The 22,978-nt window shown below is 39.7% G+C and carries 16 protein-coding genes and 14 tRNA genes; 18 read left to right on the plus strand and 12 right to left on the minus strand.

Features of this window, described 5'->3' with window-relative positions:
* Positions 1-930 (plus strand): agmatinase, encoded by a 930-nt coding sequence (gene speB / locus ACFI34_RS13775; protein ID WP_462673892.1) that lies wholly within the window; start codon positions 1-3, stop codon positions 928-930.
* 43 nt (positions 931-973) lie between these two features.
* Here the strand turns inward: speB and ACFI34_RS13780 are convergent, their stop codons facing one another.
* From ACFI34_RS13780 to ACFI34_RS13790, 3 genes are read right to left on the minus strand one after another with little or no spacing between them, the layout of a single operon-like run.
* A complete protein-coding gene (locus ACFI34_RS13780; RefSeq protein ID WP_243533129.1) occupies positions 974-1,372 on the minus strand; it encodes a DoxX-like family protein in 399 nt (132 codons plus the stop codon).
* A complete protein-coding gene (locus ACFI34_RS13785) occupies positions 1,359-2,381 on the minus strand; it encodes a M48 family metallopeptidase (RefSeq protein ID WP_462673893.1) in 1,023 nt (340 codons plus the stop codon). The genes ACFI34_RS13780 and ACFI34_RS13785 overlap by 14 nt, the downstream gene beginning before the upstream one ends.
* 9 nt (positions 2,382-2,390) lie before the next feature.
* Positions 2,391-3,500 carry a YjgN family protein gene (locus ACFI34_RS13790; RefSeq protein ID WP_462673894.1) on the minus strand — a complete coding sequence of 370 codons (1,110 nt, stop codon included), beginning with the start codon at positions 3,498-3,500 and terminating at the stop codon, positions 2,391-2,393.
* A 214-nt stretch (positions 3,501-3,714) separates the two neighbouring features.
* Here ACFI34_RS13790 and ACFI34_RS13795 point away from each other — a divergent pair, with 214 nt between their 5' ends.
* The 7 genes from ACFI34_RS13795 (at position 3,715) to msrB (ending at position 12,406) form a co-directional block, all read left to right on the plus strand.
* Positions 3,715-4,446, plus strand: coding sequence for a TrmH family RNA methyltransferase (locus tag ACFI34_RS13795; protein WP_462673895.1), 732 nt, complete (start codon positions 3,715-3,717; stop codon positions 4,444-4,446).
* Between the two features lie 67 nt (positions 4,447-4,513).
* Positions 4,514-7,918: a chromosome segregation SMC family protein gene (locus tag ACFI34_RS13800; RefSeq protein WP_462673896.1), complete on the plus strand. Its 3,405-nt coding sequence runs from the start codon at positions 4,514-4,516 to the stop codon at positions 7,916-7,918.
* A gap of 74 nt (positions 7,919-7,992) precedes the next feature.
* Positions 7,993-8,760, plus strand: coding sequence for a cell division protein ZipA (zipA, locus tag ACFI34_RS13805; RefSeq protein ID WP_462673897.1), 768 nt, complete (start codon positions 7,993-7,995; stop codon positions 8,758-8,760).
* Between the two features lie 77 nt (positions 8,761-8,837).
* The gene (gene ligA / locus ACFI34_RS13810; protein ID WP_341219383.1) at positions 8,838-10,856 is read left to right on the plus strand and encodes an NAD-dependent DNA ligase LigA; all 2,019 of its coding nucleotides are present in this window, start codon (positions 8,838-8,840) and stop codon (positions 10,854-10,856) included.
* A gap of 10 nt (positions 10,857-10,866) precedes the next feature.
* The gene (locus ACFI34_RS13815; RefSeq protein ID WP_462673898.1) at positions 10,867-11,388 is read left to right on the plus strand and encodes a DUF2919 domain-containing protein; all 522 of its coding nucleotides are present in this window, start codon (positions 10,867-10,869) and stop codon (positions 11,386-11,388) included.
* On the plus strand, positions 11,388-11,834 hold the full coding sequence (locus ACFI34_RS13820) for a hypothetical protein (RefSeq protein ID WP_138741030.1): 447 nt from the start codon (positions 11,388-11,390) through the stop codon (positions 11,832-11,834). The genes ACFI34_RS13815 and ACFI34_RS13820 overlap by 1 nt, the downstream gene beginning before the upstream one ends.
* Positions 11,835-11,965: 131 nt before the next feature.
* Positions 11,966-12,406: a peptide-methionine (R)-S-oxide reductase MsrB gene (gene msrB, locus ACFI34_RS13825; RefSeq protein ID WP_462673899.1), complete on the plus strand. Its 441-nt coding sequence runs from the start codon at positions 11,966-11,968 to the stop codon at positions 12,404-12,406.
* Here the strand turns inward: msrB and ACFI34_RS13830 are convergent.
* From ACFI34_RS13830 to ACFI34_RS13865, 8 genes are all read right to left on the minus strand, one after another.
* Positions 12,403-14,040: a response regulator gene (locus tag ACFI34_RS13830; protein ID WP_006794530.1), complete on the minus strand. Its 1,638-nt coding sequence runs from the start codon at positions 14,038-14,040 to the stop codon at positions 12,403-12,405. The two genes, msrB and ACFI34_RS13830, sit on opposite strands and share 4 nt — an antisense overlap.
* Before the next feature lie 529 nt (positions 14,041-14,569).
* A tRNA-Val gene (locus ACFI34_RS13835) sits at positions 14,570-14,645 on the minus strand.
* A gap of 54 nt (positions 14,646-14,699) precedes the next feature.
* Positions 14,700-14,775, minus strand: a tRNA-Val gene (locus tag ACFI34_RS13840).
* A 33-nt stretch (positions 14,776-14,808) separates the two neighbouring features.
* Positions 14,809-14,884 (minus strand) — tRNA-Val (locus ACFI34_RS13845).
* A gap of 45 nt (positions 14,885-14,929) precedes the next feature.
* A tRNA-Val gene (locus tag ACFI34_RS13850) sits at positions 14,930-15,005 on the minus strand.
* 151 nt (positions 15,006-15,156) lie between these two features.
* Positions 15,157-15,232 (minus strand) — tRNA-Val (locus ACFI34_RS13855).
* Between the two features lie 43 nt (positions 15,233-15,275).
* Positions 15,276-15,351, minus strand: a tRNA-Val gene (locus tag ACFI34_RS13860).
* Between the two features lie 148 nt (positions 15,352-15,499).
* Positions 15,500-15,575: transfer RNA gene (locus tag ACFI34_RS13865), tRNA-Val, on the minus strand.
* Positions 15,576-16,303: 728 nt separating this feature from the next.
* Here ACFI34_RS13865 and ACFI34_RS13870 point away from each other — a divergent pair.
* The 9 genes from ACFI34_RS13870 (at position 16,304) to ACFI34_RS13910 (ending at position 20,813) form a co-directional block, all read left to right on the plus strand.
* A tRNA-Ala gene (locus tag ACFI34_RS13870) sits at positions 16,304-16,379 on the plus strand.
* A gap of 36 nt (positions 16,380-16,415) precedes the next feature.
* A tRNA-Glu gene (locus ACFI34_RS13875) sits at positions 16,416-16,491 on the plus strand.
* 140 nt (positions 16,492-16,631) lie between these two features.
* Positions 16,632-16,707, plus strand: a tRNA-Glu gene (locus ACFI34_RS13880).
* Between the two features lie 85 nt (positions 16,708-16,792).
* Positions 16,793-16,868 (plus strand) — tRNA-Glu (locus tag ACFI34_RS13885).
* A gap of 85 nt (positions 16,869-16,953) precedes the next feature.
* Positions 16,954-17,029, plus strand: a tRNA-Glu gene (locus ACFI34_RS13890).
* Positions 17,030-17,119: 90 nt separating this feature from the next.
* Positions 17,120-17,195 (plus strand) — tRNA-Glu (locus ACFI34_RS13895).
* Between the two features lie 90 nt (positions 17,196-17,285).
* Positions 17,286-17,361: transfer RNA gene (locus ACFI34_RS13900), tRNA-Glu, on the plus strand.
* 188 nt (positions 17,362-17,549) lie between these two features.
* Positions 17,550-20,417: a M16 family metallopeptidase gene (locus tag ACFI34_RS13905; RefSeq protein ID WP_462673900.1), complete on the plus strand. Its 2,868-nt coding sequence runs from the start codon at positions 17,550-17,552 to the stop codon at positions 20,415-20,417.
* A gap of 129 nt (positions 20,418-20,546) precedes the next feature.
* Positions 20,547-20,813, plus strand: a complete 267-nt coding sequence (locus ACFI34_RS13910; RefSeq protein ID WP_203984114.1) for a DksA/TraR family C4-type zinc finger protein — start codon at positions 20,547-20,549, stop codon at positions 20,811-20,813.
* Between the two features lie 49 nt (positions 20,814-20,862).
* Here the strand turns inward: ACFI34_RS13910 and gloA are convergent, their stop codons facing one another.
* Positions 20,863-21,249, minus strand: a complete 387-nt coding sequence (gene gloA / locus ACFI34_RS13915; protein WP_462673901.1) for a lactoylglutathione lyase — start codon at positions 21,247-21,249, stop codon at positions 20,863-20,865.
* Between the two features lie 721 nt (positions 21,250-21,970).
* On the opposite strand from gloA, the gene ACFI34_RS13920 reads away from it, so the two are divergent.
* Positions 21,971-22,849: an NAD(P)-dependent oxidoreductase gene (locus ACFI34_RS13920; protein WP_462673902.1), complete on the plus strand. Its 879-nt coding sequence runs from the start codon at positions 21,971-21,973 to the stop codon at positions 22,847-22,849.
* Positions 22,850-22,978 lie beyond the last annotated feature (129 nt).

The following is a 22,978-nucleotide window of genomic DNA, read 5'->3' on the forward strand; positions in this document are numbered from 1 at the left end:
ATGTCTAGCTTGTTTGGTCATGTTGACCACTCATTGTATTCAAACGGGATGACGTTTTTACGTCGTCCTATGGTGCAAAATATTAATGCCATTGATGCAGATGTCGTTGTACTAGGCTTACCGTTTGACTTAGCAACATCGGGCCGTCCCGGTGCTCGCTTAGGACCCGATGCTATTCGTAGAGCCTCGGTACATTTAGCCTGGGAAGACACTAAATACCCGTGGACATTTCCTTTGTTTGAGCGTTTAACGGTTGCAGATGCAGGGGACTTTACCTACCCGGTAGGCGATCCAGAGTATTTTACTGCACAGCTAGAAATGGCCGCAGAGCAAATACTTCGCCAAGGGGCAACGCTGTTAGGCCTTGGGGGCGATCACTTTGTAACGCTTCCGCTATTACGCGCGCATGCAAAAATACATGGCAAAATGGCATTGGTTCATTTTGATGCGCACACTGATACATACAGCAATGGTTCGCGTTTTGATCACGGCACTATGTTTTATCATGCACCCATGGAAGGGCTGATTGATGTAGAGCACAGTATACAAATTGGTATTCGCACCGACTTTGACCAATCAAAGCATGAGTTTGCAGTGATTGATGCAATGCAAGCTAACGATTTGCATGCCAATGACATTGCAGCGCAAATACGTGAGCGAGTAGGTGACTTACCCGTTTACCTAACGTTTGATATAGACTGCCTCGACCCGGCATTTGCACCAGGCACCGGCACCCCAGTTTGTGGTGGTTTAACATCAGATAAAGTGCTTAAAATACTGCGCGCGCTTAAAGGTATAAATATGGTGGGAATGGATGTGGTAGAGGTATCACCGTCGTATGACCAAAGTGAGCTTACCGCTATTGCCGCAGCAACCATTGCGAGCGAGTTATTGCATTTGTGGACACATAAAAATAAGTACTCTCTCTAAAGTGCCCCAATAATAAAAGAGGATGTAAATCCTCTTTTATTATTTAGAGGTATCGATTACTTAAGAGTTTTATTTCTTTCAGCCATATAAAGCTCAAGGCAATAAGCGGTAAGTTGGTAGTAACTGGATTAAATGCTTCTATTAACAAATTAGGCTGCATGAGCGCAACGGCCCCTAACAGGCCGCATAATAAGAAAATATTTAACCAAACTAGCTGTTTATTTTTATAAAATATAATTAGTAACAGCCCAAAAATAACCTCAGCAATACCGGCACCACGCGTAATCAAATCAGACACTTGTGCAGAATAGCCAGCACTGCCAGTCATTAACTTTTCAAGAGGGGCAACGTGATAAATCTTTGGAAAAAAGCCATGATACATCCAACTCAACCCCACAATATAGCGTGCAATTTGTATATAACCGCGGTTATTTCCTAGCATTATCTATTCGCTCCTGTGAGCTGGGGTGGCTTGATAAGTATTCGAGTAAGTTATTTACCTTTTCAAGGTGTTCGTTTTCAGTGGTATGCGCACTTTGCAAAGCTTCAATTGCATCGGCAAAATCGTTGCTTGAATAGCCTAAGTTTTCTAGTTGAGTTAATGCATAACTGTCGGCTTCTCGTTCCATATCTCGCGAAAAGCCTTGTTGGGCAAACGAGGCACCAGTCCCCAAGGCAACCTCAGCTATTCCCTCTAAATCACCGAATATAACGGCAAGTACAATCGTACTTGCTGCCGATTGTGCTGTTATGCGAACACTATGCTGGTGGACGACATGGCCAATTTCGTGAAGTAATACGGCTTTTAGTGCATTGGGCTTATCGGCCAGTAAATTAGCTAATTCATCTGTGACCACAATTCGGCCATGAGGGAGTGCAAACGCATTAGCACCAAAGCTTTGGGATTTATAAAACGAAAGCCTATACACCGACTTTTCAAGTGCAAGCTCATCAAGTATGGTCTTAAAGTGTCGCTGAACTCTGGCTTGTTGTTCGTCAGGTAACTCTGTTGGGTCGAGTGCTAATTTTTTAATTACAGCAAAACTTTGCTCACCCATTTGTTCAACAACGCTATGAGGTAGAGTATCAACACTGTAAACAGCAATTGCGGGCACAACTTTGTATAGCATTAACCACATAAAAAGAGGTGTAACTACAATTGCTGTAATAATAGCCCACTTATTTTTTTCAAGCCGCTCTAATGAGTGATGATTTTTGGCGTTAAATGGCCACCTAAAATCTACATCAAGCGGAATAAACCGACCACCATCGTCAAAGCTTAGTTCGTCGGCAAGACCTGCAATCGCCGAACTTAAATTAAGTTCGTTAATTGCATAGCGGACAGGTTCGTCGTTACCGTGATTAATTTCAACGTGTGAGCCGCTAATTTTAGCGACACACAGCTGATAGTTACTCGAAGCGTTTGGAAAATAATGTCCCTGAACGTTCATAATAAACTCTTATGTTAACGACAAATCAATATCAAATACGTTAGCCGCTTCCTCAGCAAAGGATGACTGCTGCTCTTGCGTTGTATCTATTAAGTTTAATGCGCCAGGGTATATATCAACGGTTGTAGCCTCGGCAAGCATTTTTGATGTACGCACTTTGGTCCACGGGTAAGCAAGCCCCAATGAAAACACAATCGCTAGCATGTTCGTCAAAAGTAAAATGGCATAAGGAATAGGTTTAAGTTCAGATTTAAACGATGCAACATCTTCAAATTGGCTGTTATTAAAAATATGATTTCTAATTGCCGCTTTCCACACTGCGGTTACTATGGCAATCATCACAACATAGGCAATCATCAACCCACTAAACATAATGCCCATCTTGGCTGGATCTTGTGCAGCTTGTTGGTTTTCTACATTCATTAAGTCAAGCCCAAATAAGCCTAATACAGCCATAAAGATCACCATGGTGATAGAGCTCACCACAAAACAAATAAGGGCTGTTAGGTAGTAGGTTTCACCTTTGAGCTTTACGGCTAATGGCTTATTACCGTAACTAATATTACTGTGAATGTAAGTATCTATGCGTTTTAAAACATAAGGCATTAATAAATAAAGTGTAAATACACTGGCAATAGGTAAAAGAATAAAGTTAATGAAGGCTTCGCCGTAATCTCCTTTAAACGAAAAACGCACATTACGATGACGGGTCATACGCATATTAAAACGTAAGCCTTGGTTAATAATCCACGGCATTAAAAAAATAAAAGCGATGGCAAATAAAAAGCCTATGAGTGGAAGAAAGCTGACAGCAAAGGTGTAAATTAAAAATACAATAACGGCTAAAATACGGCCTTTTAAAATTTGCATTGGAGTAGCTAAGTAGTCAAAGCTGTGGCCATCTATACGAGTATGCCCATAAAAATAGCGCATTGTACGCACTTTTGCCCATGCAGAATAAATGCCCAATGTTAGTACGCTTAGTAAAATATTAACTATCCAAATACCAAAAAACTCACCGCCTTTGCCACTAAATTGCACTTTTGAGCTAGATAATGGGGTAAGCGGTTTAGCGCTCGATTCGTTTGATTGTGAAGGGGTTGGGTGTATTGATTCCATTAAAAGCCATTCCATGTTGTTTTTTTGTTAATTTACCGATTTTAAGTGCAAAACTCAACATTCATCACAGCAATAGCGCTTTTAATACATACAAAGTATGAAGTTTGTTTGACCAATTGAACTGTTTTTCTCACTATAAGGTGTGTTCAAACTAGGTGATACATTTTTTATAATGAACTCTGTTATACTGAGCGGATAATTTTATGGGGCTGCTATGATTTCAAAAAACCAACTCAAACTTATTCGCCAACTTGGCCAAAAAAAGTACCGAAAGCAATATAATCAATACCTTGTACAAGGCGAAAAAAACGTACTTGAGTTGTTAAATAGTTCTTTAAACGCAGTTGTTATATTTGCAACTTCGGCGTTTGTAAATGCTCATCAAAGCCGTTTTCCAAACACTCACATCATTGAAGCAGACGAAGACGCTTTGACTAAAGCGAGCACCCTTGTAAGTAATAATGCAGCTATTGCAATTGTTGATATGCCCAAAACCGACTTACCCAAAATAAAAGGGTTAATATTGGCCCTTGATGGCGTGTCTGATCCAGGCAATTTAGGCACTATTATCAGAGTTGCTGATTGGTATGGGATTAAACATATTGTAACTAGCACTGATAGCGCAGATGCCTATAACCCAAAAACAATTAGCGCAACAATGGGGTCGTTTGTAAGAGTATCTGTAAGCCAAGTTGAATTACCTGAATATTTACAGACTTTAAACTTGCCAATATATGGCGCGTTTTTAGATGGTCAAAGTGTGCATAAAACACAATTCAGTGGTGAGGGTGTTTTGCTAATGGGCAGTGAATCGCATGGGATACGCGAAGCCTGTGCGGGTTTAGTGACCGATAAAATAACAATTCCTGCATTTGGCGAGGCCGAATCGCTCAATGTTGCTATGGCAACAGGGATTATTTTAGATAATTTTAAGCGACAAGCTTAACAAACGCGTGTTTTTTAAGTTAAATTGCCCATGAATAACAACAATAATAAATTGGTAAAACAACAAGATGCGCTTAAGCACAATTAAATTAGCTGGCTTTAAATCGTTTGTAGAGCCCACTAAAATACCGTTTCCAGATCAAATGACCTGCGTTGTTGGGCCAAACGGCTGTGGCAAATCTAACGTTATTGATGCAGTGCGATGGGTGCTAGGCGAAAGCTCAGCTAAAAACTTGCGTGGCGATGCCATGACTGATGTTATTTTTAATGGCTCAACTAATCGTAAAGCCATTTCTCAAGCTTCTGTAGAGCTAATTTTTGATAACTCATTAGGCGAGCAAGAATTAAAAAATACCTTTGCCGATAGAAACCAAATAGCGATTAAGCGTTTAGTAACGCGTGATGGCCAATCGTTGTACTTTTTAAATGGCAGCAAATGCCGTAAACGAGACATAACCGATATATTTTTAGGCACTGGGCTTGGTCCTCGCAGTTATGCGATTATTGAGCAAGGGATGATATCGCGCTTAATTGAAAGTAAACCTCATGAACTTCGCGTGTTTTTAGAAGAAGCTGCGGGCGTATCTAAATACAAAGAGCGTCGCCGCGAAACGCAAACGCGAATTAAAAGTACCCGAGAAAATTTAGAACGTTTATTAGATGTTCGTAAAGAGTTGCAAAGCCAGCTCGATAAATTGGCTGTTCAGTCACTTGATGCTAAAAAATACCGTGAACTTAAAGCAACAGAGCGCACATTAAAAGGTCAAGTAGCTGTATTAAAATGGCAAAAGCTGCATCAACAACAAATAGACAAAAGCGCGCAAATAAAAAAGCTTGATGAGCAAATTAGCTTTTTTAAAACGGCCCACTCAGGGCACGATGATGTGCTTGCAACACTTGAAGGCGAAGTACAAGCTCTGCAAGATAAATTAAGTGATGCGCAGCACCAGCAACATATTACCCATACTGAGTTAACCCGTTCAGAACAGCAAAAAATCAGTATTAAACAACAAATACAGACACTTAAACAAAGCTTAATAAAATTACAACAACGGCAAACAGATAGCCTTGAGCAAAAAGCGCAACAGCAGCACATATGCGAAGAACTTGATGAAGCACTGCAAGAGGCAATAGAAAGCAGTTTAATGTGCGAAGAACAAGTGAGTGAATTGTCATTTGAGCTTGAGGGGTTGCAGGTTACTAAGCAGCAGAGTTATTCGAATTGGCAAACACTCAACGAACAACAGCAACACCTTACCACTCAGATGCAGTCGCAAAGTAGTGAAATAAAGCACACGCAACAGCAAATAAACCATGTGAATGAGCAACTTAGCCAATTAAATTTGCAGCTTGATGAACTAAAAAATAATAATGTAGAACAGCAGCTGGCCGAGCAAAAACAGCAGCGCCAAGCACTCACTGAGGCGCTTGCAAAAAATCAAAGTGCGCTTGCGCAATGTGAAGTTAAATTGACTCAGCAAAATAGGCAGGTTGATGAAACTCAAGACAATCATAAAGCACTGGCACAGAAAGAAAATGAACTAAACGCCCGTATTGCGGGACTCAAAAGTGCATTGGGGTTAGATGAAGAGTTCACTAACTCAACTGGGGTTTTAAGTCAGCTCATAGTGCAAGATGGTTTTGAGCCACTAATAGAGCAAGCACTTAAGTCGCTCACGCATTTAAGTGTAACAGAGCAGCAATCAACTAATAGTATATGGCCAAGCAGTCAGCCTTCACTTAAGGCAAGCTTGGCAGATTATATTACCACTGGCGTATATCCTGACTTACTCACGCGAATTGGCTATAGCGAACACGCCGATTTATCTATGCTAAATGATGACTATTACATTGCGATAATGGATAAAAAAGGCGCATTGCATGGTCGTAATTGGCACGTAAACGCAGACAGTAACACCGACAACTCATTGCTAATAAAGCATAAGCAACTTCACGCGCACACCGATGAGATCATGCAGGTTAAAAGTCAGCTTGAACAGGTCAAAAGTGAGCTTGAACAATACACTGTAATACAAGCAGAGCTTAATACCGAACAAAAAGCACTCAAAGACGTTATTCATCAGCTTGCTCAACAAATTGCTATTTCAAGTACCCGAAGCGATATGCTCACAGAGCAAGTTACTCAATATCAACATCAGCTATCAAAAATAAAAACACAAGAGCAAACAATAAGTGCGTCACTGGTGCAACTCAACAAGCAGCTTGATGAACAAACCGAGCAATATGAACTATTTGTTGAGCAGCAATTAAATTTAACAGATGAAACTGAGACTGCGAATGATGAGCGCATGCTCAGCGATAAAAATTATAGCCAAGCACTCAGCGCATTGGAGCAATACAAAACGCAGGCTCATCAGGCAAGCTTAAGTCAGCAAAAAGCACGTAGTGAATGGCAGTTAAGTCAAACAAAACTGAGCCATGCAGCGCAAGCCTATGAAGAGGCAAAACAAGGAGCTGAAGAATTAGTTTTGGAAATAGAGGCGTTACTTATTCCAGAAGAAACACTCAGTGAATCAATTTCAACCTTACTAGAAAAGCATCAGCAAGGCGAACAACGATTAGCGCAATTACAAAACGATTTATCACAAGCCAAGGACGCCTTACATACAAAGCAAGCTAGCCTTAAAAATTCGCAAGGTGAGCTGCAAGGGCTTCAAGAGCAACATCAAAAATTAACACTTGAAGAGCAGAGCTTGTTAATAAAGGCGCAAGCTGCACTTGAGCCATTAGAAGAGCTTAAACAAAGCTTAAAAGCCGTACTTGAAACATTACCTGACGACTTAACCCTAAATGCAGCGCAAAACCAATTAACAGGTATTACAAATCAGCTAGACAAGTTGGGTGCGGTTAACTTAGCAGCTATAGAAGAGTTTGATGTTGCAAAACAGCGCAGTGAGTATTTAGATAATCAGTTAGAGGATTTAACTAAAGCGTTAAATACCCTTGAAGGGGCTATTCGGAAAATAGATACCGAAACAAAAACGCGCTTTAAAGCCACGTTTGATCAAGTTAATGAAGACTTTGCACAGCTGTTTCCTAAAGTTTTTGGTGGAGGGAGTGCGTATTTGGAATTAACCAGTGACGATTTACTTGAAAGTGGTGTTAGTATAATGGCACGGCCGCCAGGTAAGAAAAATTCAACTATTCACTTGTTAAGTGGTGGAGAAAAAGCGCTGACGGCATTATCATTAGTGTTTTCTATATTCAGGCTAAATCCAGCCCCGTTTTGTATGCTGGATGAAGTTGACGCACCATTAGATGACGCAAACGTTGTTCGCTTTTGCCGTTTGGTGGAAGAAATGTCACAATCAGTGCAATTTATTTATATAAGCCATAACAAAATTGCAATGGAGATGGCGGGGCGTTTAACCGGTGTTACCATGGCAGAACCGGGTGTATCTCGAATGGTTGCAGTAGATATTGAACAAGCGGTGCAACTTGCACACGCATAAATTTTTATAACACGTGTATTAGTTTTTAATTACTATACAGGTTTTAGGCATAACAAATAATAAAAGGTGAGGGGATGGCCGAACAATTAAGATGGGTTTTAATCATTATCAGTGTGATTGTCATTGGTGGCTTATTAGTCCATGGTTTATGGTCTGTAAGAAAAAAAGAGAGCCCAGATACATCCGTTAATGAACGGGTTGAACCACTCCAAGAAAGCCAAGCAGCTTCCTCTCATTCTTATAGTCAAAAAGCTGAGCCAAAAGAGCCGGTAATTAGTGAGCGTGACGAACCACAGCTAGGGGAACTTAACTTTGATGCTAATGAGCCTCAAATTGAGCCCAGCGCGCCAGAGGTTCTTATTGAAGATGACCTGAGTGTTGTTGACGATTTAGAGTCGGTTGAGCAAACTAATGAACAACCAAAAGAGCCAGTACCCGATTTTGTTATTGTACATATACAAATGCCAGAAGGGTTAACTATGCAAGGCAGCAAGTTATTACCTGCTGTGAACACGCTCGGTTTTAAATATTCTGAAGAAGGCTTTTTTAACCGTCATTTAGATCCTGCTGGCCAAGGGCCTGTGTTGTTTAGATTAGTTAATATGTACAACCCAGGAACGTTCGATATAGATAATATGGAACAGTTTAGCACCGCAGGTGTTAGCTTATTTATGACCTTGCCGTGTGACGGTGACGGACTAGCAGCCTTTAATATGTTGCACAGTGCGGCTAAAAAAATAGCCGACGAATTTGGTGCGCACATATTAGACGCAGAACGCGAAGAAATGAGTGTTGAGCGTGTAAGGCAATATGTTGAGCAGGTTCGTGCTTTTTCAGCGTAACAATTTGTAATATATAATTTTTACAAGCCACTGGGCGATATCGTCAAAGTGGCTTTTTTATGTTTTTTGAGGTTTAAATGTCTAGCAGCATTAGTGAGCAAATTAATCATCTTCGTACCCTATTAGAGCAGCACAATTACAATTATTATGTGCTTGATACCCCAAGCATTCCCGATGCTGAATACGATAGGCTATTACGCGAACTCAGTGCGCTTGAAACACAAAACCCTGAATTTTTATCTGCTGACTCACCGACTCAAAAAGTAGGTGGCGCAGCGCTTAGTAAATTTGAGCAAGTTGCTCACCAAGTGCCAATGCTATCGCTTGATAATGCGTTTAGCGAAGATGAATTTACGGGTTTTAATCGCCGAATTAAAGAGCGCTTAATGAGCACCGATGAGCTCACTTTTTGCTGTGAGCCAAAACTTGATGGGTTAGCGGTATCTATTATTTATCGTGATGGAGTGTTGGTACAAGCTGCAACACGGGGTGATGGCTTTACAGGTGAGAATATTACTCAAAATGTAAAAACAATTCGTAACGTCCCCCTTAAGTTGCGTGGTGACTACCCCAAAGAGCTTGAAGTGCGTGGTGAAGTATTTATGGACAGCGCAGGGTTTGAAAAGCTGAACAATGAAGCGCAAAAGCGTGGCGAAAAAGTATTTGTAAATCCACGTAATGCGGCGGCAGGTAGCCTACGCCAGCTAGACTCTAAAATTACTGCAAAACGCCCACTGATGTTTTATGCATACAGTACTGGTTTGGTTGCTGATGGCTCAATCCCTGAGGATCACTTTCAGCAATTAGAAAAGCTAACTGATTGGGGCTTACCCCTTTGTCCAGAAACAAAGCTGGTGGAAGGGCCACAAGCTGCACTTGATTATTATGATGATATTTTAACGCGTCGCAGTGAGCTTAAATATGAAATTGACGGCGTAGTAATAAAAGTTAATAAAAAAGCCCTACAAGAGCGTTTAGGCTTTGTAGCGCGTGCACCTCGTTGGGCTATTGCTTATAAGTTTCCGGCGCAAGAGGAAGTCACTCAACTCCTTGATGTAGAGTTTCAAGTTGGTCGTACAGGTGCAATTACGCCTGTTGCTCGTTTAGAACCTGTGTTTGTAGGCGGTGTAACGGTGTCTAATGCAACGCTTCATAATGGTGATGAAATTGCTCGGTTAGGCGTTAAAGTCGGCGATACGGTGATTATACGCCGTGCTGGCGATGTGATTCCACAAATAACACAAGTTGTGCTTGAACGCAGACCCACCGATGCAAGAGACATTGTGTTTCCATTAGCTTGCCCTATTTGTGACTCCCATGTAGAAAAAGTAGAAGGTGAAGCTGTAGCCCGTTGTACTGGTGGCCTAGTATGCCCCGCGCAGCGCAAGCAAGCTATAAAGCACTTTGCCTCGCGTAAGGCACTAGATATAGATGGTCTTGGGGATAAAATTGTTGATCAATTAGTGGACCGTGAGCTTATAAAAACTCCGGCTGATTTATTTATATTAAAGCAAGGTCACTTTGAATCACTTGAGCGCATGGGGCCTAAGTCGGCTAAAAACTTAGTTACTGCTTTAAATGAAGCAAAAGCCACTACGCTTGCTAAATTTTTATATTCACTGGGTATTCGAGAAGCCGGTGAGGCTACGGCACAGAATTTAGCGAATCACTTTTTAACGCTAGAGAATATTATTAGTGCTAGTGTTGAAAGCCTCACACAAGTAAGCGATGTAGGCGATATTGTGGCATCGCATGTACGAGGTTTTTTTGATGAAGAGCATAATTTAGCGGTGGTCAATGCGCTTATTGAGCAAGGTGTTCATTGGCCTGCGCTAAGCGCACCGTCAGAGGATGAGCAACCGCTAGCGGGGCTTACTTATGTACTTACAGGTACGCTCAATACGCTTAACCGCAATGATGCTAAAGCGCGCTTACAACAGCTAGGTGCAAAGGTGTCAGGTAGTGTATCTGCTAAAACCGATGCTTTAGTAGCGGGTGAAAAAGCAGGCTCTAAACTCACAAAGGCTCAAGATTTGGGGATAGACGTGCTTACAGAAGATGATTTAATCGAGCTCCTTAAAAAGCATAACGGCTAGGAAAGTAGTAATGAGCCAATACGGACCTCAATACTGGGATAAATACGGGAGTTATCGTACGCCTGTTGCGTTTCACTTAAGTGTAGTGGTGTTGCTGCGTGCTTATTTTATTTGGGTTATTGCGGCACTGAGCCGACGCCCAGAGCTTGACTTAATGTCGTTATTTTTTAGTTCTAAAAGCGACTTTTTTATTGCTATTGCCATTGGCAGTATTGCGATATTACCTACGTTGTTATTTTGCTTGCGCCGCCCTCGCGATTCACATAGCGCCACTGACAGATTGGCGAGTATTTGGCGGCATATGCGTTGGCCATTAATTGTATGCGCGCTAATAGATTTAACGTGGCTAATAGTACAAGCGGCACATAGCCATTACCGGTTTTCACTTTTTTTAGCGGTGCAAATGGTTATTGTGTTTTGGGTGCTTTGGTATTTAGTTAAAAGTCGTTATTTAACCGTGTTTTTTAAAGATTGGCCTGAGCCAACAGAAAAAGCATCAGATGATAAAAAAGATCTTAAAAAGGATTCATAGTGGACTCAGTAAACAAAAAAATAGCATTAATCATTGCACTCATCGGTTTTGTGCTTATTGGTTTAATGTTTGCTTTTGAGTTATTTGAAGTTATGTGGTTTAAAGTGCTGATAGGAGTCTGGGTGTTTGTATTTTGTTCAAGCATGTATAGGCTTACCCCACTATTTAAAGCGCGAAACCGTTTAGAGCACTTTGTTCAACGCGATGCGCAGCACTTACTAGTGTTTAGCTTAATGGGCTTTTTTGATAAAAAACATGGTCCAAATTGGCTGGTTATACAAAGTATTGAGCGCGTAGTGAGTAAAGATGACGAGCTAATTATTTGTAGCAATAATGACCGGCAGCTAAGTGTTAGCTTACCCGTTAAAAAAGCGGAGTTAGAGGCGTTTATGCAGCGCATTTTTACTACTGCAGAAAAGCAAACGATTACCTTTGAACAAGCTTGATCGCGGCGTCATTCATCCACGTAACAATAAAAAGATTTAGCCATATAACCTGATCTTCGTTTTATATAAATTTATTATCCAGAGCTCAGATTATTTACCCTATTCGTAATACAGGTTTTCATGAGGTTACTATGTTGAAATGGAACGATGTGATTAATTTTGCCAAAAATGGCAATCCGACACCCAGAAAAAAAGTCACTAAAACAGATGAACAATGGCGTGAACAATTATCAGAAAACGAATACTACGTAACTCGTATGAAGGGGACAGAGCGTCCTGATATGTCTGGCAGTTGTACATTACTAGAACCCGGTAAATATGTGTGTGTTTGTTGTGATAATTTATTGTTTGATGCTGACGAAAAATTTGAAAGCGGAACAGGCTGGCCTTCATTTACTCAGCCAGCAACGATAGAAGCAATTGGCTATGTACGTGACGTCAGTCATGGCATGGAGCGTGTAGAGGTTGTATGCAACGTGTGTGATGCGCATTTAGGGCATATATTTCCAGATGGCCCACTACCAACGGGCCTTCGATACTGCGTTAATGGCGCAGCAATGAAAAAGCTTTAGTCTTTGAGGTTTAGCTTCATCTCTTTTGCTTGATTCATAATTTTATCTAAGCGCTGCGCTTGATCTGCTGGCAGATCAGATTTGTCCAATAAGGCGTAGCACTTTTTAGCAAGTCCTATATTCAATGAGCTGCCACTTTGCTTGGTCGAATCAAACAAGCACTGTAATAAATTAAGTGCAATGCTTTGATTGCGTGGCATAACTCTAAACGCATGCGTAAATGCTTCAAGTGCTGTGTTTAATTGCCCTTTGTTAAATTGGGTTACCGCATGGTTATTAAGTTCTTTTGGCCCCATTTTAATGTCACGTCGTTCGCTTTGTTGTTGCTGTATATAACGTAAGTAGGTGGGTTCGCTGGTATTTGGGTGTCTTTCACAATGATTAATTATTTGTGAAAATAACATTTGCGCCTTTTGATGAAACCCTAGCTCATGAAAGGCTTTTGCTTTATCAAGTGCGCCATCTACTGAGCGTATTATTGAGTCGTCATCTTCTAATTGTTCAATGAGCTTTTTAGCTTTTTGATGTTCATCTTTTAAATAATGAAGCCGAGCATTAAGCACATCAATTTGCGATTGATTCGTACTGTTAGGAAATTGGGTTTTTAAGTCGTTTATATATTTATTTGTTTGCCTTGAAATTCGTTGCACTTGATCAGTTTGATCTGTTGTTAACGCAAAATCGATTCCTGCTCGAGCCGCATTTAAGTAAATGTCGGGATGATCGTAAATAGAGTGCTTAGCAAAGTTTGCTATATCTTTTTGTGTAAGATAGTTTTTTTCGTAGTCGTGATTAATTAACGAGACCGTACTTAACGATTTTTGACGCGATATATTACGTGGTGCAATTGTGGCAGCTTGACTCAAAAAATCTTGTGCCAATTCAAATTGATTGAGTTTTATTTCTAACCGGCCTAGTAAGTCTAATGCAACAAGGCGGGTTTCTTGACGTTCTAGCATGGTTTTTAACATGCGCTGCGCCAAAATGTGCTCGTTGTTTGCTATAAGCGCTTCAACTAGCCCCACCTTTGCCCAGGCAAATTTTTGAATGTCGAGCACGGATTTAAAAAAATCTTTGGCCTCTTGAGCCCGCTTTAACCGAAGAAGAGCGTCACCTTTCAGGCGAAGTAAGATAGGGCTGTAATTATTGTCTTTTCTTTCAAGTGCGGCATCAATATATTTTACTGCTTTTGAATCATTGCCATCATCAATAAGCGTGTATACGGTTTGAAGATCGTGTTTGCGCTTTAAAATACGTTCAATTCGTGTCTTGAGTTCTTGCCCTGTAAAAGGTTTAACTAAAAAATCATCCGGTTGAAGCTCAAGTACACTGTGTACTAATGAGCCACTTGTTTCAGCTGAAATAAAGATAAAACCAGTGGAGTTTTTTATAAGTTTTTTTACTCTTAGCTCTTCGTACAATTGGTAACCGTCTTGGTGTTTGTTTAAATTAAACGAACACACAATTAAATCAAACGATTCACTTAAGCATTGCTCTTTGGCTGAATTTGCATGATCGGCAAAACTCAACTGCCGAAAGCCGAGCCTTTCTAACGATTGTTTCATATAGCTTTGAGCAAGCGGTTGCTCTTCGACTATTAGTATTTTGGCTTTTGAAAATATCTTAGTTGGCATTGGCTTAAGCGTTATCACTTTTAACACAGACTATAATCAACAGTTTAGCTGCTTACAAGAGAATTTAAATGCTAGCTGTATTTATTAGGTAATTAAGTTTAACTAATACGTTTATATGGTCATAAAGTGTCATTTTTATCCAGGGCTGCAATAACGGGTTATGTACGTATTTGAATAGGTATTGAATAAGAATAACTAAGAGTAGGGTATTAATGAACTATTTATATTTGGTGGGTGATACTGGACTTGACCAGTGACCCTCGCCATTATTTGTAAAGAAAGGCGATGCTCTTTTTATAGTAAATCTAAATATTCAAATAGGAATTTAATAAAAACAGGAAAGGAATTAAAAATAGATATCGAGGAAGTATTTATATGTGGTGGGTGATACTGGACTTGAGCCAGTGAACTTTGCCATTACTTGTAAAGAAAGGCGATGCTCTTTTTATAGTAAATCTAAATATTCAAACAGGAATTTAATAAAAACAGGAAAGGAATTAAAAATAGATATCGAGGAAGTATTTATATGTGGTGGGTGATACTGGACTTGAACCAGTGACCCTCGCCTTGTAAGGGCGATGCTCTCCCAACTGAGCTAATCACCCACATATAATAGGTATTACTTTTTTAAACTTATCAATTAATCGCTTGGTATAATTTGGTGGGTGATACTGGACTTGAACCAGTGACCCTCGCCTTGTAAGGGCGATGCTCTCCCAACTGAGCTAATCACCCAAATTATATATTTAATATGCACCATTCTAAGAATGGTGGGTCGTACTGGACTTGAACCAGTGACCCTCGCCTTGTAAGGGCGATGCTCTCCCAACTGAGCTAACGACCCATATTAAATTTTAAAACGCGACTATTAATATAATAGATTTATATGTGGTGGGTGATACTGGACTTGAACCAGTGACCCTCGCCTTGTAAGGGCGATGCTCTCCCAACTGAGCTAATCACCCACATATAAATTAAAACGCTACTATTAAAATAAATAGTACTGGACTTTAACCAGTGAACCTCGCCGTTACTTGGAAGTAGCGGTAATGCTCTCTTTTTTCTAAACTGAGTAATGACCCATTTAGATTTTTGTAATATGCACCATTCTGAGAATGGTGGGTCGTACTGGACTTGAACCAGTGACCCTCGCCTTGTAAGGGCGATGCTCTCCCAACTGAGCTAACGACCCATATTACAATTTAAACTACTATTTTTATAATAGGTTTTATATGTGGTGGGTGATACTGGACTTGAACCAGTGACCCTCGCCTTGTAAGGGCGATGCTCTCCCAACTGAGCTAATCACCCACATATAAATTAAAACGCTACTATTAAAATAAATAGTACTGGACTTTAACCAGTGAACTTCTCTGTTACATATGAGTAGCAGTGATGCCCTCTTTTTCTAAATGAACTTAGGGTCCGTATAGAAATTAGATGCGGACACTTTTAAAAGTGGTGGGTGATACTGGACTTGAACCAGTGACCCTCGCCTTGTAAGGGCGATGCTCTCCCAACTGAGCTAATCACCCGCATCTAAACAACATCACATTGCTGCGTTGTTGTGGGGCGCTATTATAGATAGAGTTGAAAATGTGTCAACACTTGAATGACAAAAATGTACTGAATGAAGGTTTTATAAACAACAAGATATGGCGGGCGTCTATTTTATAGGCAAAACATGTTCGGTAGCATAATTGTGTGGTGTTTTTGTGGTGTTTATAAATCACATTAGTGGCTAATCTAGTTTTTTGGGAGAATATACAAGCGATTACTTTTCATTGTTGAACATTTAAACTTTCTTTAATAAGAATATATATTTTGTTACCTCTCTAAAAAGTCATAACAAACAAAATAGAAAAAGTATTTCAAAGTGCAATTATAAAAAAGCATGTGTGTTTTACTGCATTTACCCAACTGGCCTGTTGATATGAAAGTGCGATGTTAGGTCGGTATTTTATAAATTATATTTGCAAAGTTTGAATTGCATATAAATGTATACCTTTTGAGGGGAGAGTAGCGAACTACAATTCACTGACTAACAACGCTACCTAAAATAAAAGTGTAGGGGAGTCGCATTAGGGTAATGATTTTAATCAAATTGTGTTTTTTAGCATGCTTGATAGCCAGTTTGTTGAAAATTAAACCATTTAAATAAAGCTGGATAAAAAACTGTTGACTTTATTTTGGGTGGTGCATAGAATGCGCCCCGCACTAAGCAATACACGACGTAGTTATTACGGCGAGTGTTGATTAAGTTGGGGCTATAGCTCAGCTGGGAGAGCGCTTCGCTGGCAGTGAAGAGGTCTGCGGTTCGATCCCGCATAGCTCCACCAATTATTAGTGTTTGTCCTAGGGTAGCAGTTTTCTGCGTCCCCATCGTCTAGAGGCCTAGGACACCGCCCTTTCACGGCGGTAACAGGGGTTCGAATCCCCTTGGGGACGCCATCTAGTTTATACTAGAGGTGGTTATACCAAGAGAGTAGCGTAACACTTAAAGCTCGAGTCTTTACTTGTAAAATACGCATTACCTTAGCAACTCATGATGTGAGTTTAACTTATCAAATGTCCTAGTGACACTTTTTAGTGTCCCCATCGTCTAGAGGCCTAGGACACCGCCCTTTCACGGCGGTAACAGGGGTTCGAATCCCCTTGGGGACGCCACTTACTATTATACAGTAAGGTAGTGTTATTAAAGCTCGTCTGAATCGAGTCTAAATTTTCAGTTGTCCTAGTGACACTTTTTAGTGTCCCCATCGTCTAGAGGCCTAGGACACCGCCCTTTCACGGCGGTAACAGGGGTTCGAATCCCCTTGGGGACGCCACTTACTATTATATAGTAAGGTAGTGTTATTAAAGCTCGTCTGAATCGAGCCTAAACTTTCAGTTGTCCTAGTGACACATTTATGTGTCCCCATCGTCTAGAGGCCTAGGACACCGCCCTTTCACGGCGGTAACAGGGGTTCGAATCCCCTTGGGGACGCCACTTACTAGTTTAATAGTTAGTGTAGTGTTATTAAGAAAGCTCGCCTGAAACGAGTCAAACCATTCAGTTGTCCTAGTGACACATTTATGTGTCCCCATCGTCTAGAGGCCTAGGACACCGCCCTTTCACGGCGGTAACAGGGGTTCGAATCCCCTTGGGGACGCCACTTACTATTTTAATAGTTAGTGTAGTGTTATTAAGAAAGCTCGCCTGAATCGAGAAAAACCATTCAGTTGTCCTAGTGACACATTTATGTGTCCCCATCGTCTAGAGGCCTAGGACACCGCCCTTTCACGGCGGTAACAGGGGTTCGAATCCCCTTGGGGACGCCACTTACTTATTCAATAGAGAAGTGAAGTGTTATTAAGATATCCATAAATTTCCTCCTAAACTTTATCTTCTCGTAAAGATCAAATGTTTACACTTAGTTACAAAACCATAGAAATCTCACTCCCATACGACTTGTTGTAAGTCTACTTAGTCCTTAAACTCATTGAGTTAATTAAAAATGGACTAAAAAATGAAACTCTCAAAAATAGCACTTGCAGTATTATTAGCATCAGGGTTAGCTGCTTGTAATAGCTTAACCCAAGCAATTGATAAAAATACAGTAGCAGAAGTATCAATTCCAGGCGTTACACTCATAGAATCTGTTCAAGCTAATCCTAACGATATCAACATACCTTATAAAAAATATAAACTTGATAATGGTCTAACAGTTATAGTGCATGAAGATCATTCAGATCCACTTGTGCACGTTGATGTTACTTACCATGTTGGATCTGCTCGTGAAGAACTTGGTAAGTCAGGTTTTGCTCATTTTTTTGAGCATATGATGTTTCAAGGATCTGAAAATGTTGCTGACGAAGAGCACTTTAAAATAATCTCAGAAGCAGGTGGTATTACAGGTGGTACAACTAATTCGGATCGCACTAATTACTTTGAAACAGTACCAGTAAATCAACTTGAAACAGTATTGTGGCTTGAAGCGGACAGGATGGGTTTTTTACTCGATTCTGTGACACAAGAAAAATTTGAAGTACAACGCGAGGCTGTTAAAAATGAAAGGGGGGAGCGCGTTGACAATAAACCTTATGGCCGATTAAGTGAACGTGTTTCACAAGCAATGTATCCCGATGGACATCCGTATTCGTGGCCTACATTGGGATTTATGGACGATTTAAACCGCGCAAATGTGAATGATTTAAAAGATTTTTTTATAAAGTGGTATGGGCCCAGTAATGCCACACTCACAATTGGTGGCGATATTAGTGCTAGTGAAATTTTGCCATTGGTAGCTAAATACTTTGAGTCAATACCTAAGGGACCTGATATTCCAGCGGTAAATAAGAAGCCTGTAAAACTTAATGTAGATAGATATATATCAATAGAAGATAAAATTTATTTACCTTTATTAGGTATGAGTATCCCTACAACATATGGGCGCACAGAAGATGAAGCCGCCTTAGATGTACTTGCAGAAATATTAGGCGGAAATAACAACTCTATACTCTTTAAAAACCTAGTAAAAACAAAAACTGCAGTTAAAGTTGGCGTAGAGCATATATGCCAAGAGTTAGCGTGTAAGTTTACATTGTACGCTGTGGTTGCTCCTAAAACAGTTCAAAGTCTAGCTGAAATAGAAAAAAACATCCGAAATTCACTAGCTGAATTTGAAAAGCGAGGCGTGTTGGAAAGTGATTTAAACAAAATCAAAGTAAAAACAGAGTCACAAGCAATTCGTGAGCTTCAAAGCGTATCGGGTAAAGTATCTCGGCTTGCCGAATCGGAGACATTTACGGGTAATCCAAATTCATTTAGAAATGAGATTACTCGCTATAGAAATGTCACGCAAGCAGATGTTATGCGTGTATTTAATCAATATATTAAGGATAAGCCCGCCGTCATAACGAGTGTAGTACCGCAAGGAAAAACTCAACTTATAGCAGCACCTGATAACTTCATTCCGAAACCACATGATTTTAGTGAGTTATCTTCTGCATCAACAGATGGCTTAGTAGTCAGAAAGGCAGTTGATAAGTTTGATAGAAGTATACAGCCAGAGGCTGGGGCAAGCCCTGCTGTTAAACTCCCCAGTTATTGGGAAACTAAGACTGATAATGGTATTAATATATTAGGCACTCAAAGCACAGAAACGCCAACGACTGATATTTTAATAAAAGTACCTGGTGGCCAGTATCATGAAAGTAGCGACAAAGCAGGTCTATCATTTCTAGTGGCATCTCTTATGGGAGAGTCTACAAAAAGCTACACGACAGAAAAAATTAGCAATGAACTTGAAAAGTTAGGTAGCCAAATAGATATTTCGGCTAATAATACTCATATCAATGTGAACATATTTAGTTTGACTAAGAATTTAGATGCCACTTTAAAATTGCTTCAAGAAAAGTTACTTAAGCCAGCATTCAACCAGAAGGAATTTGCTCGCCATAAAAAGAAAAACATTCAGAACATAAAAAATGCAATGAAAAGTGCAGGGTATTTAGCTCATATTGCATATTTAAAGTTATTGTATGGCAGCAGCAACGCTTCTATAGATAGCAGTGGCACTGTGCAAAGTATAGAAGCAATTACACTTGCTGATGTTAAAAGCTTTTATAAAGCCAACTTTAAACCACAAGGTGCTCAAGTCATTATAGTGTCAGATTTAAGTGAAGCTGATGTCGAACCAAAAGTTAAATCAGCACTTGCTAACTGGCAAGGGAAAGGCCAAAGTTTTGATGTAGACTTTACCGAGCCTAACGTTCAAACAAACGTAATTTATCTTGTGGATAAACCTGGTGCGCCGCAATCACAAATTCGTATCGGTAAACGCGATATGGTTGAAGATATTACAGGTGAATTTTTTAAAGCTAATTTAATGAACTTTGCGCTTGGTGGTACTTTTAACAGCCGTATCAATCTAAATTTACGAGAGGATAAAGGCTATACATATGGTGCTCGTTCACGTTTTTGGGGTGATAAAACATCAGGTGGTTTTACAGCCTCTGCAGCAGTAAGAGCTGATTCGACTGCTGCGTCTATTACAGAGTTTACTAATGAGCTTAATAACTACGCTCAAAACGGTGTATCAGACGAAGAGCTGATGTTTATGCGTAAGGCAATTAACCAAAAAGATGCGCTTAAATACGAAACCCCTAATGCAAAACTTGGCTTTTTGGCACAAATTTTAGAGTTTGATTTAGAACCTAACTTTGTAAAAGAAAGAAATAAGATTGTTAGCACTATTAGTAAAGAAGAAATTAATGCTTTAGCTAAAAAGCACTTAAATGCTAAAGATATGATTTACCTAGTGGTTGGAGATGCAAAGACATTGCGTCCAGAGCTTGAGAAATTAGGTATGAAGGTTGTTGATTATAGTCTTTAATATTTAATTGAATAATCGGTATGATAAAGCAGCTTTTTAGCTGCTTTAATTTTATCTCTTCTCTATTCAGGGCTTATAAATATTTTACTTGTTAACCTATATAAAACTTCCAGAAAAAGAGGAGGATTTATGGCAAGTGGATGGGCGCGAGATGGCGCAATTCAAGAGCAAATAGATGCAAGTGTTAACGATGCAGTGCAATACGCAAGAAGTAACCTAATTTCAGGAGCTAGTGCTGAGCTTTGTGATGAGTGTGACGAGAAAATACCACAAGCAAGAAGGTTAGCATTACCAGGTGTGCGCTACTGCATTTCATGCCAAGCGGAATTAGAAGGGCTACCAAGTAATTCTAAGGCGTTTAATCGCCGTGGTAGTAAAGATAGTCAATTACGATAAAGGTGCCCAAGGCACCTTTTTTTATGGGTAAAATACTACACATTATTATTTATGATTTTTTCTGAATAAGCTCAATTGCATACCCATCAGGGTCTTTAACGAATGCAATTTGGGTTGTCCCACCTTTAACTGGGCCGGGTTCTCGACTGATATTTCCACCTGCCGCTTTTATGTCATCGCACGCTTTATATATGTCTTCAAATTCAATGGCGATGTGCCCGTAGGCGTCTCCTAAGCTGTAACTACTTTGATCCCAGTTGTATGTGAGCTCAAGGACGGTTGTATCTTTTTCGTCGCCATAGCCTATAAAGGCCAATGTATATCGGTACTCTTCATTTTCAGAGCGTCTAAGCTCTTTCATGCCGAGAATATGGGTATAAAACGCGATAGATTTTTCTAAATCGGCAACGCGAAGCATAGTGTGTAATAAGCGCATTTAATGAACCTCAGGCTTTATTTTTATGTAATTCATCAGCTATATCGATTTCTAGAAACATATTTAGAGACAGCTGATTATTTTATGAGTTTTAAATTATATGAGGGCAGGAAATGTGTATTACAAGCAAAGATGTACTCTTTAATATTTAGGTATGCCTAACTGAATCATCATTTGTTGATAGATGGATCAACAGTTTAACTTAATTACCAATTATGGCATTCAATGAAGATGGTCAGCCAATCTTACGATTATTGGTCAACCTCTTAAAGTCTATTTGTTTAAATATTATTTAACAACGTTTCGACATGGAAGTTTAATTTGATGGTCATTAACGTGTTGTATTTATTGGATTATATTATTTATATTAACTTTTGGTTGTAACTTTCTAGCTTACAGAAATAACTTATTGGTTGACAATAAAGGCGTTTGGTAATAATGTTTTTACATACCAATTGGTAACCTCTTGAGTGTTGTTGCTAAATGGCTTAGTAAATAATCAGAGTTACACATGATTATATAAGTAAATAAGAGATAAAAACGGTGCGTTTAATGAGAGTTAGATAAGCCATTTTACTTACTTTAAGAAGTACAAACCTTATTTTATTTATCTAATAAAGTGGCTCTACTGAATTAAATAAAGACAGAGCGTACCTATTTTATGGGGTAAATCATTACTCATAATCATAAAAGTTTGCGCCATCATATCTAGGAGTTATTCATGTCAAAACCTGTAATCGGTTTCATCGGTCTAGGCCTTATGGGCGGCAATATGGCCGAAAATTTACAAAACAAAGGCTATGAGCTGATTGTTATGGATTTGAGTAAAGATGCAGTTGCTGCATGTGTTGCTCGAGGCGCTAAAACAGCAAGCACAGCAAAAGAACTAGCTTCAGGTGCAGATATTGTAATGCTTTGTCTAACAACGTCAGCGGTCGTTGAAAAAATAGTTTACGCTGATGACGGTATTTTAGCGGGCATTAAAGAAGGCGCAGTACTTGTTGATTTTGGGACATCAATTCCATCTTCAACTAAAAAAATTGGCGCTGATTTAGCTGCAAAAGGTGCTGGTATGATTGACGCACCGCTTGGTCGTACACCTGCACATGCAAAAGATGGTTTATTAAATATTATGGCTTCTGGCGACATGGCAACTTTTAACAAAGTGAAGTCAGTGTTAGAAGATCAAGGCGAGAACGTTTTTCACTTAGGTGATTTAGGCGCTGGGCACACAACAAAGCTGATCAATAACTTTATGGGAATGACAACCGTATGTGCTATGTCTCAAGCGTTTGCTGTAGCAGAGCTTGCTGGTGTTGACCGTCAACAGTTGTTTGACATCATGTCTACCGGCCCGTCAAATTCTCCATTCATGCATTTTTGTAAGAATTATGCAGTAGACAATGTAAGCGACCTTGGTTTTTCTATTGCGAATGCAAATAAAGACTTAGGTTACTTTCTACAAATGGTTGAAGACTTAGGTACTCAATCAAAAATTGCAGAGGGTTCGTCTACTAATTTACAAGCGGCATTTGACGCGGGTATGGGCCAAGGTAACGTGCCAGAAATTTTCGATTACTTCAAAAAACTAGAAAAGTAATTTTTAGTTCTAAAGCGCTTTAAGTTTTTAATTAAAGCGCTTCATCACACATGACACCAATCGACTTAAGTCTTTATGTATTGTCAGCACAGTAATCTCTGATAGCGCATTTACTTAGTCACAACGAAA

This window comes from Pseudoalteromonas sp. PSi26, assembly GCF_054960575.1.

Excerpts from the sequence above, each read along its gene's own strand:
- speB (WP_462673892.1), top strand. The coding sequence starts at position 1 with ATGTCTAGCTTGTTTGGTCATGTTGACCACTCATTGTATTCAAACGGG.
- ACFI34_RS13780 (WP_243533129.1), bottom strand. The coding sequence starts at position 1,372 with ATGCTAGGAAATAACCGCGGTTATATACAAATTGCACGCTATATTGTG.
- ACFI34_RS13785 (WP_462673893.1), bottom strand. The coding sequence starts at position 2,381 with ATGAACGTTCAGGGACATTATTTTCCAAACGCTTCGAGTAACTATCAG.
- ACFI34_RS13790 (WP_462673894.1), bottom strand. The coding sequence starts at position 3,500 with ATGGAATCAATACACCCAACCCCTTCACAATCAAACGAATCGAGCGCT.
- ACFI34_RS13795 (WP_462673895.1), top strand. The coding sequence starts at position 3,715 with ATGATTTCAAAAAACCAACTCAAACTTATTCGCCAACTTGGCCAAAAA.
- ACFI34_RS13800 (WP_462673896.1), top strand. The coding sequence starts at position 4,514 with ATGCGCTTAAGCACAATTAAATTAGCTGGCTTTAAATCGTTTGTAGAG.
- zipA (WP_462673897.1), top strand. The coding sequence starts at position 7,993 with ATGGCCGAACAATTAAGATGGGTTTTAATCATTATCAGTGTGATTGTC.
- ligA (WP_341219383.1), top strand. The coding sequence starts at position 8,838 with ATGTCTAGCAGCATTAGTGAGCAAATTAATCATCTTCGTACCCTATTA.
- ACFI34_RS13815 (WP_462673898.1), top strand. The coding sequence starts at position 10,867 with ATGAGCCAATACGGACCTCAATACTGGGATAAATACGGGAGTTATCGT.
- msrB (WP_462673899.1), top strand. The coding sequence starts at position 11,966 with ATGTTGAAATGGAACGATGTGATTAATTTTGCCAAAAATGGCAATCCG.
- ACFI34_RS13830 (WP_006794530.1), bottom strand. The coding sequence starts at position 14,040 with ATGCCAACTAAGATATTTTCAAAAGCCAAAATACTAATAGTCGAAGAG.
- ACFI34_RS13905 (WP_462673900.1), top strand. The coding sequence starts at position 17,550 with ATGAAACTCTCAAAAATAGCACTTGCAGTATTATTAGCATCAGGGTTA.
- ACFI34_RS13910 (WP_203984114.1), top strand. The coding sequence starts at position 20,547 with ATGGCAAGTGGATGGGCGCGAGATGGCGCAATTCAAGAGCAAATAGAT.
- gloA (WP_462673901.1), bottom strand. The coding sequence starts at position 21,249 with ATGCGCTTATTACACACTATGCTTCGCGTTGCCGATTTAGAAAAATCT.
- ACFI34_RS13920 (WP_462673902.1), top strand. The coding sequence starts at position 21,971 with ATGTCAAAACCTGTAATCGGTTTCATCGGTCTAGGCCTTATGGGCGGC.